17 protein-coding genes and 1 pseudogene are annotated in these 16,551 nt (G+C 35.8%); 13 read left to right on the top strand and 5 right to left on the bottom strand.

The genetic code is table 11. From position 1 onward, the window contains the following. Positions 1–174: 174 nt before the first annotated feature. Positions 175–1,938, top strand: a complete 1,764-nt coding sequence (locus tag TS1_RS10815; protein WP_068710525.1) for a C40 family peptidase — start codon at positions 175–177, stop codon at positions 1,936–1,938. A gap of 49 nt (positions 1,939–1,987) precedes the next feature. Here the strand turns inward: TS1_RS10815 and TS1_RS10810 are convergent, their stop codons facing one another. Continuing rightward, complete coding sequence (locus tag TS1_RS10810) at positions 1,988–2,677, bottom strand: prepilin peptidase (protein WP_068710524.1); 690 nt, start codon at positions 2,675–2,677, stop codon at positions 1,988–1,990. A 164-nt stretch (positions 2,678–2,841) separates the two neighbouring features. Here TS1_RS10810 and TS1_RS10805 point away from each other — a divergent pair, with 164 nt between their 5' ends. The 7 genes and pseudogenes from TS1_RS10805 (at position 2,842) to TS1_RS10775 (ending at position 9,257) form a co-directional block, all read left to right on the top strand. Beyond that, a complete protein-coding gene (locus tag TS1_RS10805; protein WP_068710523.1) occupies positions 2,842–3,315 on the top strand; it encodes a Dps family protein in 474 nt (157 codons plus the stop codon). A gap of 201 nt (positions 3,316–3,516) precedes the next feature. Then, complete coding sequence (rplM, locus tag TS1_RS10800; protein WP_068710522.1) at positions 3,517–3,960, top strand: 50S ribosomal protein L13; 444 nt, start codon at positions 3,517–3,519, stop codon at positions 3,958–3,960. Between the two features lie 15 nt (positions 3,961–3,975). Then, positions 3,976–4,368: a 30S ribosomal protein S9 gene (gene rpsI, locus TS1_RS10795; protein WP_068710521.1), complete on the top strand. Its 393-nt coding sequence runs from the start codon at positions 3,976–3,978 to the stop codon at positions 4,366–4,368. Positions 4,369–4,606: 238 nt separating this feature from the next. Then, entirely contained in the window at positions 4,607–5,257 is a 651-nt protein-coding gene (locus TS1_RS10790) for a GntR family transcriptional regulator (RefSeq protein WP_068710520.1), read from the top strand. A 116-nt stretch (positions 5,258–5,373) separates the two neighbouring features. Next, positions 5,374–6,630, top strand: coding sequence for a quaternary amine ABC transporter ATP-binding protein (locus tag TS1_RS10785; protein ID WP_068710519.1), 1,257 nt, complete (start codon positions 5,374–5,376; stop codon positions 6,628–6,630). After that, positions 6,623–8,383: pseudogene (locus tag TS1_RS10780) on the top strand (ABC transporter permease/substrate binding protein). Before TS1_RS10785 ends, TS1_RS10780 begins: the two are co-directional and overlap by 8 nt. Before the next feature lie 136 nt (positions 8,384–8,519). Next, complete coding sequence (locus TS1_RS10775) at positions 8,520–9,257, top strand: alpha/beta fold hydrolase (RefSeq protein ID WP_068710518.1); 738 nt, start codon at positions 8,520–8,522, stop codon at positions 9,255–9,257. A 33-nt stretch (positions 9,258–9,290) separates the two neighbouring features. Here TS1_RS10775 and TS1_RS10770 read toward each other — a convergent pair whose 3' ends face one another. Beyond that, the gene (locus tag TS1_RS10770) at positions 9,291–9,767 is read right to left on the bottom strand and encodes a GNAT family N-acetyltransferase (protein ID WP_068710517.1); all 477 of its coding nucleotides are present in this window, start codon (positions 9,765–9,767) and stop codon (positions 9,291–9,293) included. A 162-nt stretch (positions 9,768–9,929) separates the two neighbouring features. On the opposite strand from TS1_RS10770, the gene TS1_RS10765 reads away from it, so the two are divergent. Further along, positions 9,930–10,682: a DeoR/GlpR family DNA-binding transcription regulator gene (locus TS1_RS10765; protein WP_068710516.1), complete on the top strand. Its 753-nt coding sequence runs from the start codon at positions 9,930–9,932 to the stop codon at positions 10,680–10,682. Between the two features lie 83 nt (positions 10,683–10,765). Here the strand turns inward: TS1_RS10765 and TS1_RS10760 are convergent, their stop codons facing one another. From TS1_RS10760 to TS1_RS10750, 3 genes are read right to left on the bottom strand one after another with little or no spacing between them, the layout of a single operon-like run. Further along, positions 10,766–12,175: a PTS galactitol transporter subunit IIC gene (locus tag TS1_RS10760; RefSeq protein WP_068710515.1), complete on the bottom strand. Its 1,410-nt coding sequence runs from the start codon at positions 12,173–12,175 to the stop codon at positions 10,766–10,768. A gap of 19 nt (positions 12,176–12,194) precedes the next feature. Further along, positions 12,195–12,500, bottom strand: a complete 306-nt coding sequence (locus TS1_RS10755; RefSeq protein ID WP_068710514.1) for a PTS sugar transporter subunit IIB — start codon at positions 12,498–12,500, stop codon at positions 12,195–12,197. After that, positions 12,493–12,996 (bottom strand): PTS sugar transporter subunit IIA, encoded by a 504-nt coding sequence (locus TS1_RS10750; protein ID WP_068710513.1) that lies wholly within the window; start codon positions 12,994–12,996, stop codon positions 12,493–12,495. The genes TS1_RS10755 and TS1_RS10750 overlap by 8 nt, the downstream gene beginning before the upstream one ends. A 184-nt stretch (positions 12,997–13,180) precedes the next feature. Between TS1_RS10750 and lacA the strand changes: the two genes are divergently transcribed. From lacA to lacD, 4 genes are read left to right on the top strand one after another with little or no spacing between them, the layout of a single operon-like run. Then, on the top strand, positions 13,181–13,609 hold the full coding sequence (gene lacA / locus TS1_RS10745) for a galactose-6-phosphate isomerase subunit LacA (RefSeq protein WP_068710512.1): 429 nt from the start codon (positions 13,181–13,183) through the stop codon (positions 13,607–13,609). A gap of 34 nt (positions 13,610–13,643) precedes the next feature. Next, the gene (lacB, locus tag TS1_RS10740) at positions 13,644–14,159 is read left to right on the top strand and encodes a galactose-6-phosphate isomerase subunit LacB (RefSeq protein WP_068710511.1); all 516 of its coding nucleotides are present in this window, start codon (positions 13,644–13,646) and stop codon (positions 14,157–14,159) included. A 57-nt stretch (positions 14,160–14,216) separates the two neighbouring features. After that, positions 14,217–15,149, top strand: a complete 933-nt coding sequence (gene lacC / locus TS1_RS10735; RefSeq protein WP_068710510.1) for a tagatose-6-phosphate kinase — start codon at positions 14,217–14,219, stop codon at positions 15,147–15,149. Positions 15,150–15,164: 15 nt separating this feature from the next. Further along, positions 15,165–16,139: a tagatose-bisphosphate aldolase gene (gene lacD / locus TS1_RS10730; RefSeq protein ID WP_174519344.1), complete on the top strand. Its 975-nt coding sequence runs from the start codon at positions 15,165–15,167 to the stop codon at positions 16,137–16,139. Positions 16,140–16,551 lie beyond the last annotated feature (412 nt).

Here is a 16,551-nt window from a genome sequence, read left to right as displayed (position 1 = left end):
AAATTTTGGTTTAAAAATATATCAGAAATGAAATATATTTGTAACAATTCTTTTATTGTAATGTCATACTGCTATGTTACAATCACTTTATCGGTGAAAAAGAGTTTAAGATTTCTTAATTTCTTAAACATTTATTAGCAATTATAAAAAAAACTTAAGTTGGAGGAATGAAAAGTGAAAAGACGTGTACTTACGGCGTTATTAACATGCTCATTAACACTTACTGCCGTTGCAGCTCCAAGTGTAGTCTTAGCAGATGACTTTGACCAGCAAATTGAAGAAAAGAATAAAGAGATTGATGACTTGAAAGACAAACAAGCAAGTGTCCAATCAGAAATTGATGCATTAGAAAGCAAAGTTTCAGGTATCAATGAAAAAGCACAAAATTTGCTTGCAGAACAACAAGAACTAGATGAACAATCTAAGAAATTAGAGAAAGAAATTGCTGATTTACAAAAACGTATTGATAAACGTGAAGAAGCAATTCGCGAACAAGCTCGTGATGTGCAAGTAAATGGTTCAGATACTAACATCGTTGATGCAGTTTTGAATTCTGATTCATTAACAGATGCTTTCGGACGTGTTCAAGCAATGAATACGATTGTGAACGCAAATAATGATTTAGTAGAAAAACAAAAAGAAGATAAAGAAGCTGTTGAAGATAAAAAAGCTGAAAATGATGAAAAGCAAAAAGAAATTCAAGCCAATCAAGCAGCTTTGGAAGAACAAAAAGGACAATTGCAACAAAGCCAAGCTGATCTAGACTATAAAAAAGCTGATTTAGCTTTACAAGAATCTTCTAAGAGTGATGAAAAAGAAGATCTTCAAAAACGTAAAGATGAAGCTGAGGCAGAACGAGCACGTATTGCTGAAGAACAAAAACGCGCTGAAGAAGCACGTCAACAAGCAGAAGCTCAACAAAAACAAGAAGCTGAAGCAGCTGCTGCTCAAGAAGAACAAACTCAAGCTCCTAAACAAGAGCAACCAGCAACTTCTGAAGAACCAGAAGTAGAAAAATCAGAAGAAACACAGGAAGCTGAAGTACCAGCAACAGAAGAAACACAAGAACAACCAGCAACTTCTGAAACTGAAGAATCAGAAGAAACTACTGAATCAAGTGAAGAAGTAGAAACTACCACCTCTTCTGAAGAGCCAGAGGTAACTGAAGAGTCAGAAGAACCAACAACTTCTGAAGAAACAGAAGAACCTCAGGTAGAAGAAACTGAAGAAACACAAGAAGCTGAAGCAACAGAAGAAACACAGGAACAACCAGCAACTTCTGAAACTGAAGCAACTCAAGAAGTAGAAGAGCCAGAAGTAACTGAAGAGTCAGAAGAACCACAAGCATCTGCAACAGAAGAAACGCAAGAAGCGCTAGTACCAGCTGAAACAACTGAAGAATCTACGACGCCTTCTTCTGAAGCACCAGCAACTTCTTCAACAGTAGAAGAAAGTGTTCAGCCTGAAGCACCAGCAAGTTCTGATCAAGGAAACACTGGCAATTCAAATAACTCTAGTGACCAAAATAGTCCTCAACCAACAGATGTTTCAACAGAACCTGAAACTAAAGCACCATCTGCAAGTGCTAACGGGTCTGCTATTGTAGCTGAAGCTCAAAAATATATGGGAACTCCTTATGTATGGGGTGGAAGAACACCAAGCGGTTTTGACTGTTCAGGTTTTACTCAATATGTTTATAAACAAGTAACTGGTAGAGATATCGGAGGATATACTGTACCGCAAGAAAACGCAGGAACCCAAATTCCTGTTAGCCAAGCACAAGCAGGCGACTTATTGTTCTGGGGTTCTAAAGGAAGTACGTATCACGTAGCAATTTCTACGGGAGGTAGCTCATTTATCCATGCACCTAAACCAGGTGACTCGGTTAAAAATGGAAATACTCAGTACTTTACACCAGACTTTGCAGTAAGAATGTAATAAAAAATTAAAAGCTGACGAAGAAAAATCGTCAGCTTTTTTATTTTTATTATAAAAAGTGAGCAACTATTAATCCTAAATTTAAGAACGGTACAAAAGGCAATTGTAACGTTCTTACTTTTTTGGAAGTAGTAAGAAAAATGATAGCATAAGTTAACAAGGCAGTTAAACTGGCAATAAACAGAAGTTGAATAAGTTCGTGTGGTGAAAGCCAAGGTGCCCAAAATAGAAGTAAAAGTAAGTCTCCCATACCTAGTGCTTCATTTAAAAATAGCAAAATAATGCTACAAATGATTAAATAAAGAACAAGACTTTCCCAATAGAAAGGAAAGTTAAAATAAAACAGAAAAGCAATTAAAGTTAAATGAGAGGGATAAAAAATCTTTGGTTCTATGACTAAATAATAGATATCAGTTAGTGTAAGTAGCAAAACAACTGTTAACCAATATAGAGTTATAAAGCAGTCTATTGTAGTCTGTTGTTTAAAGCTGAGCAAAAAAATGAGACCATATAGAATCTCAGTAATAAAATAAGTAACTGAAATCCTCTTATGACATGTTCTACATTGAAATTTTAACAGCAAAGATGACAGTATTGGAATCATCTCCCAAAAACTTAGTACCCTTTTGCAGTTTACACATCGTGACCTTGCTATAATAAAAGGTTGGCTAATTGGGACACGTTCAGCAACAACGCATAAAAAAGAGCCAAAACAACTTCCTAAGATAAAATAAATCATATAATTTCCTCCTTTTTCCTATCTAATTATAAATACGTAAAAAAGGATGGTTTTCATTATTTTTATTATGCTATTTGAGAAACTTTCTCAAATAATAGATTTTATTGTACTTTTTTAGTTATTCATTCTATGTTGGATGTAGTGAGAAAAAGGAGGAATTTTCAATGAAATTTGAAAAGACAAAAGAAACATTAAATCAATTAGTAGCAGATTTAAGTCAGTTCGCGGCTGTTATCCATCAAACCCACTGGTACATGCGTGGACCAGAATTCTTAACATTACATCCAATGATGGATGATTATATGGATGAAATTAACGATCAATTAGATGAAATTGCAGAACGTTTGGTTGCTTTAGATGGTTCGCCTTATTCCACCCTACAAGAATTTGCGGATCATACTGGCATCAAAGATGAAGTTGGCACTTGGGATCGTTCAATGAGCGAACGATTAGAAACTTTGGTATCTGGCTATCGCTATTTAGCAGACCTTTATCAAAAGGGAATTGAAATTTCTGGCGAAGAAGGCGATGACTCCACACAAGATATCTTTATTGCTTACAAAAGAGATATCGAAAAAAATATATGGATGATTCAAGCTGAACTTGGCCATGCGCCAAATAATGATTCGGAAAACTAAAATAGGACTATAACGTATTTAAAACCTATGGATTTCAACCATAGGTTTTTTGTTTTTATATTTTTTTATGATTGTTAGGAGAAAAACATTGACTTTATGCCTTTTTATAGGTAATATATTAAATGGTATTGTTTGCCCCACGAGAGCCCCGGAAACTCAAGTGTATGTCAAACATTCGAAATTGAATTGGAGGAAAAGAACTTGCGTACAACATATATGGCTAAACCAGGCGAAGTAGATCGCAAATGGTATATAATCGATGCAACAGATGTTCCTTTGGGACGTCTTTCCACTGTAGCAGCATCGATCCTTCGCGGAAAAGATAAACCAACTTATACACCTCATGTGGATACTGGTGATAATGTTATTGTAATTAATGCAGATAAAGTAAAATTAACGGGACATAAAGCAACTGATAAAAAGTATTATCGTCATTCACAATATCCAGGTGGCTTGACAACAACCACAGCTGGCGAAATGCGTGCTAAAAATTCTCGTCGTTTGATCGAAACTTCTGTTAAGGGGATGCTACCTAAAAATTCTTTAGGACGCGCTCAAGGAATGAAGTTACATGTTTATGGTGAAGAGACTCATCCACATGCTGCTCAAAAACCAGAAGTATTGGACATTACAAACTTAATCTAATAGGAGGGAATTTTATTGGCACAAGCTAAATATATCGGCACTGGCCGTCGTAAAAATGCAGTTGCCCGCGTACGTTTAGTACCAGGTACTGGACAAATTACTGTAAATAAAAAAGATGTTGAAGAATATATTCCACATGCTGATTTGCGTGAAGTAATTAACCAACCTTTTGGTGTTACTGAAACAAATGGCACTTATGATGTATTTGTGAATGTTAACGGTGGAGGCTATGCAGGCCAAGCCGGAGCAATTCGTCATGGAATTGCTCGTGCTTTGTTAGAAGTTGATCCTGATTTTCGATTAGCTTTAAAACGTGCTGGGTTACTTACTCGTGATGCACGTATGGTTGAACGTAAAAAATATGGTCGTAAAAAAGCACGTAAGTCATCACAATTTTCAAAACGCTAAATTTATTTTTATTTGGTATTCAAGGGCACTTTCTTTTGAAAGTGCCCTTTTTTACATGGAATAAGGTACATACTTTTTTTATAACAAATTGTCAAAAAAATAACCTTATGTTACGGTAATTAAAAAGTTCATCATTTTTTCAAGTGTTGTTTATACAGAAAAGTTCTGCTCTTATTTTTTGGATTATTATGTTATTATCTTTTTGCAAATTCATAATTAAGAATGGGAGAAAAAGCCTATGGAAAAAAATTTAAAACCAGCAAAACGCGTTGCCTTACCACGTTATCAGCAAATTGCTGTGGATATTGCTGAAAGAATTGTTGAAGATCGTTATAAAGTGGGACAAAAGATTCATGCACGTTCCACTTTAGCAAGTAACTTTAACGCTTCTCCTGAAACAGCTCGCAAAGCGATCAATGTTTTGGTTGACCTGGAGATTATGGAAGTACAACAAGGAAGCGGTACCTATGTTGCTTCTAAAGAAAATGCTCGGTTATTTGTAGAAAAGTATAAAAATGTACAAACGATTCAAGAAATTCGGCAAGAACTTTTGGAAAGTGTTCATCGGCAAAGAGAAGAATTAGATAATTTTTCTGAATCTTTAAATGTACTGGTCAATCAAACAAAAAAAGTCCATGATATTTCTACATTTGTTCCTTTTGAGCTTAAGTTGACCCAAAAAGCAGAGTGTTTAGAAAAAAGCGTTGCAGATTTGAATATTTGGCAAAAAACGGGTGCAACGATTGTAGGTATTCAGACAGATACAGAATTATTACTCTCACCGGGTCCTTACGCTAAGCTAAGTGCTGGTAATACCATCTACTTTGTAGGACATGAACTAAGTATGCAGCGTATGAAACATCTTTTTTATCCAGAAGAAAAAGAGTAGAAAATATGTATAACTACTTTGTCTTTTTTGACAAAGAGACAACATGGTGTTAGGATTGTATAGGCATTTTTATGTAAATTTCTGAAAATAACATAAAAGAATATGAGTGTATATTTTTGAGTAAAAAAGTTCGGGTTGAACATTTAACCAAAGTGTTTGGCAGAAGAACCCAACAAGCACTTGAACTGGTTAGACAAGGGAAATCCAAACAAGAGATCGTGGAAGCAACCGGCGCAACGGTCGGGGTACATGATGTTAGTTTCGACGTAGAAGAAGGGGAAGTCTTTGTGATTATGGGACTTTCGGGAAGTGGGAAATCCACTTTGGTACGGATGATTAATCGATTGATTGAGCCGACTTCCGGAGAAGTCTATATTGACGATGCGGATGTTGCTAAAATGTCCAAAGAAGACTTGCGTGAAGTTCGTCGAAACAAAGTGAACATGGTTTTCCAAAATTTCGGGCTTTTTCCCCAACGGACCGTTTTAGAAAATACGGAGTACGGTTTGGAAGTACGCGGCGTGCCCAAAGAAGAACGTCAGAAAAAGGCTGAGGAAGCTTTGGATAATTCCGGCTTGCTTTCTTTTAAAGACCAATATCCCAATCAATTATCTGGCGGGATGCAACAACGGGTCGGCTTAGCCCGAGCACTTGCCAATGATCCAGAAGTCTTGTTAATGGACGAAGCATTTTCTGCTTTGGACCCATTAATTCGCCGCGACATGCAAGATGATTTGTTAGATTTGCAAGAACGCGTACAAAAAACGATTATCTTTATTACCCATGATTTAAACGAAGCCTTAAGAATCGGGGATCGGATTGCGTTAATGCGTGATGGGGAAATTATGCAAATTGGCACTGGAGAAGAAATCTTGACCCATCCAGCCAATGATTTTGTGCGAGAGTTTGTGGAAGATGTCGATCGTTCGAAAGTGTTGACGGCAGAAAATATTATGGAACCTGCGTTAACAATTAATGTTGAAGCGGACGGCCCTAATGTTGCTTTACAACGGATGCGCAAAGAAGAAGTGAGTATGTTAATCGCTGTTGACCGCAAACGTTACTTAAAGGGCAGCTTAACAGCCGAAGAAGCTTTGGATGCGCGTAAGAATGAAAAAACACTGAAAGAAGTGTTGGATAAAAACGTGCAAAAAGTCCAAAAAGAAACCTTAGTGACAGACATTTTTGATATGATTTACGACTCGCCCGCTCCATTGGCAGTGGTCGATGATGAGGACCGTGTAGTCGGAGTCGTTGTCCGTGGTAGCGTGATCGGTGCCATGACAGATACTGAAAAAGAAGAAGATAAGAGTGGAGACGGTAAAGAAAATGCCGAAACAGTAGACCAGAAAGGAGTGAGCGCAGATGCTTGATTTTCTACAAAATGAAATTCCTATGTCGGATTGGGTTGACACAGGCGTTGATTGGCTAACAGAAAACTGGTCCGCGTTTTTCTCATTCTTGCAATCATTAGGCCAATCTATAATGGATGGAATGACACAAGGTTTGTCATATATACCCCCATTACTTTTTATTGTATTAATCACTATAGCGGCATTTTTCTTAGGTGGGAAAAAGTGGCAATTGCCGACATTTACTTTGATTGGCTTATTACTTGTTTATAACCAAGGTTTATGATCTGATTTAATGAGTACACTTACTTTAGTAATTATTTCAAGTTTGATTTCAGTAATTATTGGTGTACCTCTAGGTATCTTAATGTCTAAAAGCGAAGTAGCCAAAAGCATTATTACGCCTGTTCTTGACTTTATGCAGACCATGCCAGGTTTTGTATATTTAATTCCGGCTGTTGCATTCTTTGGTATCGGAATGGTGCCTGGGGTGTTTGCTTCTGTCATCTTTTCTCTGCCACCAACCGTACGGATGACGAACTTAGGGATTCGTCAAGTACCAACAGAATTAGTGGAAGCGTCCGATTCTTTCGGTGGAACTGCTTGGCAAAAATTATTTAAATTAGAAATGCCTCTAGCTAAAGGAAATATCTTTGCCGGTATCAACCAAACGTTGATGTTAGCATTATCGATGGTTGTGATTGCTTCAATGATCGGTGCCCCCGGATTAGGACAAGGCGTTCTATCTGCGGTACAACGTTCCCAAGTAGGAAGTGGTTTTGTATTTGGGTTAGCCATTGTTATTTTAGCGATTATCTTAGACCGCTTTACACAAAATTTAAATTCTAGTGGAAATAAAAAATCAAATGAAAAAACAGCCACTGAAGGTTCAAAACGTAACAAGATTATCGCAGGCGTTGTTGCGGTAGTAGCAATTATTGTAGCTATCTTTGCTTATAGTAGCATGTCAGGTAACGATTCAGGCGACGCAGCATCTGAAAATGGTGGTAATATTAACCTTTCTTATGTTGAATGGGATACAGAAGTTGCTTCAACCAATGTGTTAGCTCTTGTTTTAGAAGACCAAGGTTATAATGTAACTCAAACCCCTTTAGACAACGCTGTAAATTGGGAAGCGATAGCTAATGGAGAAGCAGATGCGACACTTTCTGCTTGGTTACCAGTGACTCAAAAAGCGCAGTATGACCAATTTAAAGATCAAGTCGACGAATTAGGTCCTCATACAGAAGGAGCGAATCTTGGACTTGCTGTTCCAGAATACATGGATGTAGACTCGATTGAAGATTTAGATGATCAAGTTCCAGATAAAGAAATCATCGGTATCGATCCAGGCGCTGGGGTTGTTTCTGCTGCAGAAGATACTGTGGATGCTTATGATAACTTATCTGACTGGAAAGTAACTCCATCTTCTAGTGGCGCTATGACTTCACAATTAGGAAGTGCAATCAAAAACGAAGATCCTATTGTTATTACAGGTTGGTCTCCACACTGGATGTTCCAAAGATATGATTTGAAATATTTAGATGATCCACAAGGAACGATGGGCGAGGAAGAACATATCGATGCTCTAGCTCGTGAGGGACTAAAAGATGATATGCCAAAAGCTTATCAAATTATCGATAACTTTAACTGGGATCAAGAAGATATGGAAACTGTTATGTTAGACATTGAAGAAGGAGCAGATCCTGAAGATGCAGCTAGAGACTGGATTAATGAAAACCCAGATAAAGTAGAAGAGTGGACAGAAGAATAATTCACACTCTATTAATAAATCGATTTAAAGCACCGAGCAAACAAATTGCTCGGTGCTTTTTTGTAAAAATTAGCATGTTTTCCCCCATTTGCTTGGTGTTATAATGAATAATGTAAAAAAATAAAAGGAGCAAGAGATGAAAACAACTTCGTTATGGAAAAAGATTGTAGGAAGCATGTTAATCATTATAATTATTCTATTCATTGCGGGCACTTTTTATGTGCAACAAAATACCTATACAGCTACTAATTCTGCACAGAAACAAAGTGAACAAGCAATACACGCAAAAAAGTATGATCTTTATACAAGTACAGAATCGAGTAATATAGGAATTATCTTTTATCCAGGAGCTTTTGTTGCGCCTGAAAGTTACAGTAAATGGGCTTCACAAGTCGCTTTAGCTGGCTATAATGTATATGTCTTACATATCCCCTTAAATTTAGCTTTTCTTGGACAAGATGCCGCGCAGCCCATTATGGAAGAGCAAACTGAAGAAACGTTTATTTTGGCTGGACATTCTCTTGGAGGAGTAGTTGCAAGCCGTTTTACAGCAAAACATCCAGAAGAAGTAGCGGGGATGATCTTTTTAGCAAGTTACCCAGACAAAAAAGGTAATTTGAAACATACCGATTTGTCTGTTTTGTCAATTACTGCTTCGAAAGATGGGGTTTTAAATATAGAAAAATATCAAAAAGCAAAACGTTACATGCCACAGCAAACAGAATATATTGAAATCAAAGGTGGAAATCATGCAGGTTTCGGAGCCTATGGTGTACAAAAGGGAGATTCTAAGGCAAGGACTTCAAACAATACTCAGCAAACACAAATTAGTCATTCTATTATTGAATGGCTGGAAAAATTGGAAGAAAAATAGTTCACTAGTTTTATAAAATTAAAAAAAAGAGTGCTATATCAATTTCTTATAATACCAGAGGTCCATAGCGTTATGCTCACTGTTAATTAATGGTTGTTTTAAACGCTCAAATCCATATTTTTCATATAGATGCCATGCTTTTGTTAAACTTGTATGGGTTTCAAGGTAACAAGCTTTGTAGTATTTGCTTGCGAAATTTAAGGCAGTATCCATTAAATTTTTAGAAAGACCTCGACCCTGAAAACGATTGTCGACATAAAGTTTTTGTAGTTCACATATTTCTGGTAGATCTTCAAGTGGAGCAATACCGACACCACCAATGATTTTATTTTGTTGTTCAATAACCCAGTAATTCGCATTAGTTAGATGTTCATAATAGAAAGATAGTTGTTGTAACTGAGGATCATAATAAGCCGTTCCAGGTTTATCTAAACCAGCTGAAATTAAAGAAGATTTGATTAATTGAGCTAGCTGTTTATTATCAGTTTCTTGCAAAGTTCTGATCCCCATTGTGCTCTCCTCTCTTATTGAGTGTTTTTCTAGTATAATAGATAATGAACGACTTTTTGTCAATAAATACATAATTTTATGATAAAATGTTTATTATTGTTTGCATTTTTTGTTTGTTTTTATAAAATAAAATATAAATAGTAAAAAGTTAGGGGAGAGGTAATGTTAAAAGAAGAACGTTTAGATGCAATCGTTACTTTGGTAGATCAAAAAAGAATTATCAAAGTGAACGATATTGTAGATAAATTAGGTGTTTCGGATATGACCGTACGAAGAGATCTCACTGAATTAGAAAAAGCGGGACGATTGAAAAGGGTTCATGGTGGGGCACAAACACTTAATATTTATCGACCAGAAGAACTATCACATGTTGATAAACAAATTATTAATAAAAGTGAAAAACATGAAATTGCACAAAAGGCAGTGCAATTGATCCAAGAAGAGGAAACGATTTATTTAGGACCTGGTACAACCATTGAATTACTGGCTGAAATTATGGAGTTTAATAGCTTACGTGTGGTAACAAATTGTCTACCTGTTTTTCAAACATTAAGTGAAAAAAAGGGAAACATTAAAGTCTATTTACTTGGAGGTGAAATGCGCTCATTAACGAAGGCTTTTTTTGGTGAAATAACGAATAAGGCGTTACAAGATATGCATTTTCACCGGGCTTTTTTTAGTTCCAATGCAGTTAAAGGAAACCAGGTTATGACTGCAACAATTGAAGAAGGGCAGACACAAGCAATTGCTCTAGATAATTCTGTGAAGCGCTATCTATTACTTGATTCATCAAAAGTTGAAAAAGAAGATTTTTACACTTATTATAGTTTACATGATATTACCGCCGTAGTAATGAATCAAGATGACTATGATACTTATCAGAAGGTTGAAAAAGAAGTACCGGTTATTGTTTAAGGTTTTTGTTTAATAAGATAGTACAAAACACCTAGGTTTTTGAGAAAGTAAATCAAAAACCTAGGTGTTTTTATGTGAATGATTTAGTTATTAGCTTTTTCATTTGCATAGGCTGTATTCCGCTTGTTCATTTCTTGTCTGTACCATATGAAAATCAATAGATAAGCGATTAGCGCGAGAACAGCATAAATAACAAATTCAATTTGACCTTGCGAAGCATTACCTACAAGATAGCCTAAGAATTTTTCAATAGGACCTTCCATAGTAGTTTGGGAAATCAACTGATTGGCTGCAACGCCTTCGGGAAAGGCGCCAATGTTTTTTGCCATGTTAGTAACAAAAGGAGCAGCCAAGGTACCAGCCCATAGGAATAAAGGCAATTCAATGGTCCCTATAACAATCATCCGTATAATTCTACCTCGGGTAACCACTAGTAACGCCGGGGTAACTCCCATAGCGATAATCCCCCCTAAGGGTAAAAGAGCATTTCCTGGTAATATGACTGCTTCTAATAACATGATCGGAGCTAAAATGTTGGCAGCTGCCCAAATTTCAGCACGTCCTGCTAAAAAGGGCCAGTCAAGACCGATGTTTAAAGTACGACCTTTAAGGCGTTTAGAGGCAAAATCAGTTATCCCTTGGGAAAGTGGTTCGATAGAACCAATGAACCATTGACCGATAAGTGAGAATAATTCCAAACTTACAGCAGCAGTAAAGGACAGTTCAAAAATTTCAGTTGGGTTTTGTCCGGCAAGTAAACCCACAAAAATACCTAGGTAAATACCTATGGCAAATTTAGAGCCCCAAAAACCAACTTTATTGTTTAACTTGGCTGCATCAAAATCATATTTGTCTAACCAAGGGAAAACTTTATCAAAAATCTTATCGAATACCATAATAATGGGGTTCATCATGTAATTCATATGTGTTGTCGTCATTGGATTGTTGTCTGGCGCATCTAGCAAGTCGTTGAAGGTAGGTTTCATCAAATCAGAATTAATAATTTTTAAAATACCGATGAAAACGACAAGCACAGTGGCTATCAATAAATTAGCGCCGCACCAAATAGCAAATAAACCTACAAACGCTAGATGCCATACATCAAATATATCTACATCTAACGTATTTGTCTTTTTCCATATAAGCATAATAACATTTACGATAACTAAAACTAATAGAAAATAAAGTGTATAAGGAGAGCCCCAAGTAATCGTTGCTAAGGGTGCCCAGCCTACGTCTGTAATGTTCAAAGAAAGTCCAGTGCGTTCGACAAAGTCCGCCATAGCTTGTGAAAATGAATTGGTCAGCATATCAATGATTGCACCAATCCCAGTAATAGCAATCCCAAGTTTTAAACCACCTTCTAAGGCACGTGAAGGTTTTACTTTAAAAAGTAAAGCAATGAGTGTTAAAACAATGGTCATCATTGGCGCCGCACCTAAGTCGATCAACGGCTGAAAGATTTTATTAGCTATTTCTATAATAGCACTCATACTGTATCCTCCTAACTAATTACTTTTTACCAATCTTTTTAATTGTGCTTTCTAATTCTTGGTATACAGGTTCAGCCATTGCAGGAATACGGTAGAGAATGGGACCTGCATCAACTACAGGAATATCAATGTCAAATCCCAGGTCTGAATTAGCAATTTGTGTGAATATATCATAACGCTCTAATTTATCTTGGTTGATGTCTTTGATCATAGTAGTATCAACAGTTACTTGGTAACCGCGGTTTTTCATTTCATTTTCTATTGCGCTTTTGATTTGATGACTCGAATTTACTCCGGCACCACATGCAGCTAAAATTTTAATCATTTGTAATTACTCCTTTAAAATTATTTTTTAAAAAGTCAAATAGTTCTGCACGATCTTCTGTATGGAAAAATGTATTTAATTCATCTTTATCGCATGAATTAATAAAATCCATTATTGCAGCAAGTAGTCCAGTTTGTTCTGCTCCATTCTGGTTTAATATCATAAATAAAAATGAAACCTTTAATTTTTCTGTTGGATTGATCATATTATAGAAAATTACTGGATAGTTTAACTTTATTGGTACAATTGCGCTTGTTTTGACAAATTGACTTTCCGTATGAGGAATAGCAATATTAGGCAGTTTAGGATTGACAGGAGCCAAATCTATTCCAGTGGGATAAAATTTTTCTCGTTCATATAAATTGGTCAGAAATGCTTCTGTTACACAGTCTTGTCTTAACAAATCTTCATAAATTTCTGCAAATACACCTTCTTGACTTTTTTCGTTTGAAATATAGATGCGTTTTTTTGTAAATAATGTTTCGAATGCGATCATTAATGCCCTCCTTTCAATATTTAGTTTATAATTGTTTATATATAACCGCTTTCATTTTTATTATAAAACATTTTGTTCGCTTGTCAACAACAAATAAACATAAATAAAATTATTTTGTTTACAAATGTTTGTTTTTGTTTTAATATAAAATTGAATTAAGAAAAAACATTAAGGAGGAATTTTAATGAGAGTAGTTATTGGTTCGGATAAAACAGGAATGGAATTAAAAGAGTATATTAAGAATGAGTTGGCTGAAAATAGGTATGAAGTCATTGATAAAAGTGAACAACCTTCTGATGACTTTGTTGAATCTACCTTAGCGGTTGCACAAGATCTATTAAAAAATGAAGACAGTTTAGGAATTGTATTTGATGCTTATGGTGCAGGTAGTTTTATGACGGCAACCAAGGTTAAAGGCATTATAGCAGCCGAGGTTTCTGATGAACGTACGGCATTTATGACGCGTGAACATAATAACTGTCGTTTGATTACATTAGGTTCTGAAATTACTGGAAGAATTTTAGCTAAAAACATCGTCAAAGAGTTTCTAAATGCAAGTTATGACGGTGGTAGGCACCAAGTTCGTGTGGATATGTTGAATAAAATGGCTTAGTAACGACGTAAAGAAAGAAGGAGAAATAAAGATTATGAAAATTGCATTAGGAAATGACCATATTGTAACAGACACGAAAATTGCGGTTTCCGATTTTTTAAAATCAAAAGGTTATGAAGTATTAGATATGGGTGCTTATGATTTTACTCGGACTCATTATCCGATTTATGGCAAAAAAGTCGGTGAAGCCGTAGCAAACGGTGAAGCAGACTTAGGAGTATGTATCTGTGGTACGGGGGTAGGAATTAATGTTGCTGCAAATAAAGTTCCTGGCGTTCGTTCTGCTCTAGTTCGTGACATGAGTAGTGCTATTTACGCAAAAGAAGAGTTAAATGCCAACGTGATTGGTTTTGGCGGAAAAATTTCAGGAGAATTTTTGATCTGTGATATCATTGAAGCCTTTATTAAAGCAGAGTACAAAGAGACAGAAGAAAATAAACAATGGATTGCTAAAATCGATCATATAGAAAAGAATCATCCAGAACAAGCGGATGAGCACTTTTTTGACGAATTTATCGAAAAATGGAATCGTGGAGAATATCATGATTAAAAAGAACATTTCATTATATTCCACGAGGAACTTTGTTAAAAAATGGAGGTTAAAGAGGTGATTATCTCGATTACAATGAACCCGTCTGTTGATATTTCGTATCCGATTGAAAAATTTACGTTAAATACGGTAAATCGAGTTAAAAGTGTGGTAAAAACTGCAGGAGGGAAAGGGCTAAATGTTGCTCGAGTATTACATCAAACAAATGTAGAAGTTTTAGCTGGAGGTATGATTGGTGGATATTTGGGTAAATTTATTGAAGCAGAATTAGATAAAGAGAGCATCCAGCACCGTTTTTTTGCAATTAACGGCCAGTCAAGGAATTGTATTGCGATTTTGCATGAAAAAAAGCAAACGGAAATTTTGGAACAAGGTCCTGTGATTTCTGAAGATGAAGCAGAGCGTTTTTTAAAGCATTTTGAACAGCTAATAGAACAAGCAAGCATTCTGACTTTTTCAGGTAGTTTGCCTGCAGGATTACCCGATAATTATTATGCAAAAATGATTGCTTTATGCGACGAGAAAAATAAAGCTGTTGCACTCGACTGTTCAGGCAATGCTTTAAAGGAAGTGTTATCTAATAAAACTAAACCGTTATTGATTAAACCCAATAAGGAGGAGTTGGGTGCTTTAGTCGGAAGGTCCGTTGAAAATAATGTGGAAAGTTTAAAAGAAGTCTTATCACTTCCTTTATTTGATGGAATTGAATGGATTGTTGTTTCTATGGGAGTAGACGGAGCATTTGCTAAGCATAAAAACACCTTTTATCAAGTAACAATTCCTAAAATTGAAGTGATTAATCCGGTAGGCTCAGGCGATGCCACTATTGCTGGTTTAGCTCAAGCTTTGGATCGTCGACAAAGTGACGAGATGATATTAAAACATGGAAATACCTTAGGGATGCTAAATGCTCAGGAAAAGATCACTGGTCATGTAAATATGCAAAATTATCAAAATCTAATGAATCAAATTCAAGTGGAAAAAGTTTAATTGAGGGGTAAAGTGATGACAGAAAAGCAAGGATACATTCAGCAAATAAGTAATGATAATAATATTATTAATGCACTAGCGATCGATCAGCGAGGTGCATTGCAAAAAATGATTAATAAATATCAAGATAAACCAGCAAGTGCAAAACAAATTGAAACATTCAAAGAAATTGTTTCTGCAGAATTGACTCCTTATACTTCAGCTATTCTGTTAGATCCAGAATATGGAATACCAGCAACGAAGAAAAAAGATAATCAGGCAGGAGAATTATTAGCTTATGAGCAAACTGGCTATGACACGACTGTTCCGGGACGCTTACCTGATATTTTACCCAATTGGTCCGTCAAACGGATGAAAGAACAAGGAGCAGATGCTTGCAAGTTTTTACTTTATTATGATGTGGATGAATCTGATGAAATCAATCAACAAAAACAAGCTTTTGTCGAAAGAATTGGGTCAGAATGTAAAGCAGAAGAGCTTCCTTTCTTTTTGGAACTAGTCACTTATGATGCTTCAGGCGCTAATAATCGCACGAAAGAATTTGCATTGAAAAAACCTCGTAAAGTAAATGGTGCCATACAAGAGTTTTCGAAAAAGCGTTATAGAGTAGATGTTTTAAAAGTAGAAGTGCCAGTTAACATGGATTATGTTGAAGGATATACTATTAATGAAATCGCATATAAGAAAGAAGAGGCTGCTAATTATTTTAAAGAACAGGCGAGCTCTACTGACTTACCCTACATCTTCTTAAGTGCTGGAGTTACTGCAGAGTTGTTCCAAGAAACCTTACGTTTTGCTAAAAAGTCTGGTTCGACATTTAATGGTGTTTTGTGCGGACGCGCAACTTGGGCAAATGGTGTTGAAATATTTATCAAACAAGGTGAAGCTGCGACAAGAGAGTGGATGAGAACGCAAGGTAGAAAAAATGTTGAAGAGTTAAATACTGTGTTAGAAGAAAACGCTACACCTATAGAAATTTATGTAAACTAAACGGGAGTGACAAAACAAAGTTTATCCCTTTGGTAAGTTGGCTAAAATAATGGAAAATTTTGTAAAAGAGGAATTTACGGTTTAATATTAAACATCCGGGAACACTACGGTGATTTTCGGGTAAATGTTGATTAACAATTTTTCATAATTTATAGATGCAGCGTTGTATGGTGGAGATATTTAGTTAACAATTATCTTCCTAGTAAAACCTAGGTAATTTCCTAAGTAAGCCTAGACTTTTTTCTTAACAAAAAAGATAAGCTAGTATAGAAAATAATAAGGTTTTAATAATATGTTAAAAGTTTGTTGTTTAATAAAAGAGAAATGTATAATTTATTATAACCTTGCAAGTACCTAGGGAAGGTTATTTTTTGTAAAAAAGCAGACAGCGTAGTTTGTCTGCTTTTTAATG

Source organism: Tetragenococcus solitarius NBRC 100494, from assembly GCF_001544195.1.
Classification (GTDB): domain Bacteria; phylum Bacillota; class Bacilli; order Lactobacillales; family Enterococcaceae; genus Tetragenococcus; species Tetragenococcus solitarius.
The sequence above is the reverse complement of the archived record's forward strand: the minus strand, read 5'-3'. Positions and strand labels throughout refer to the sequence as shown.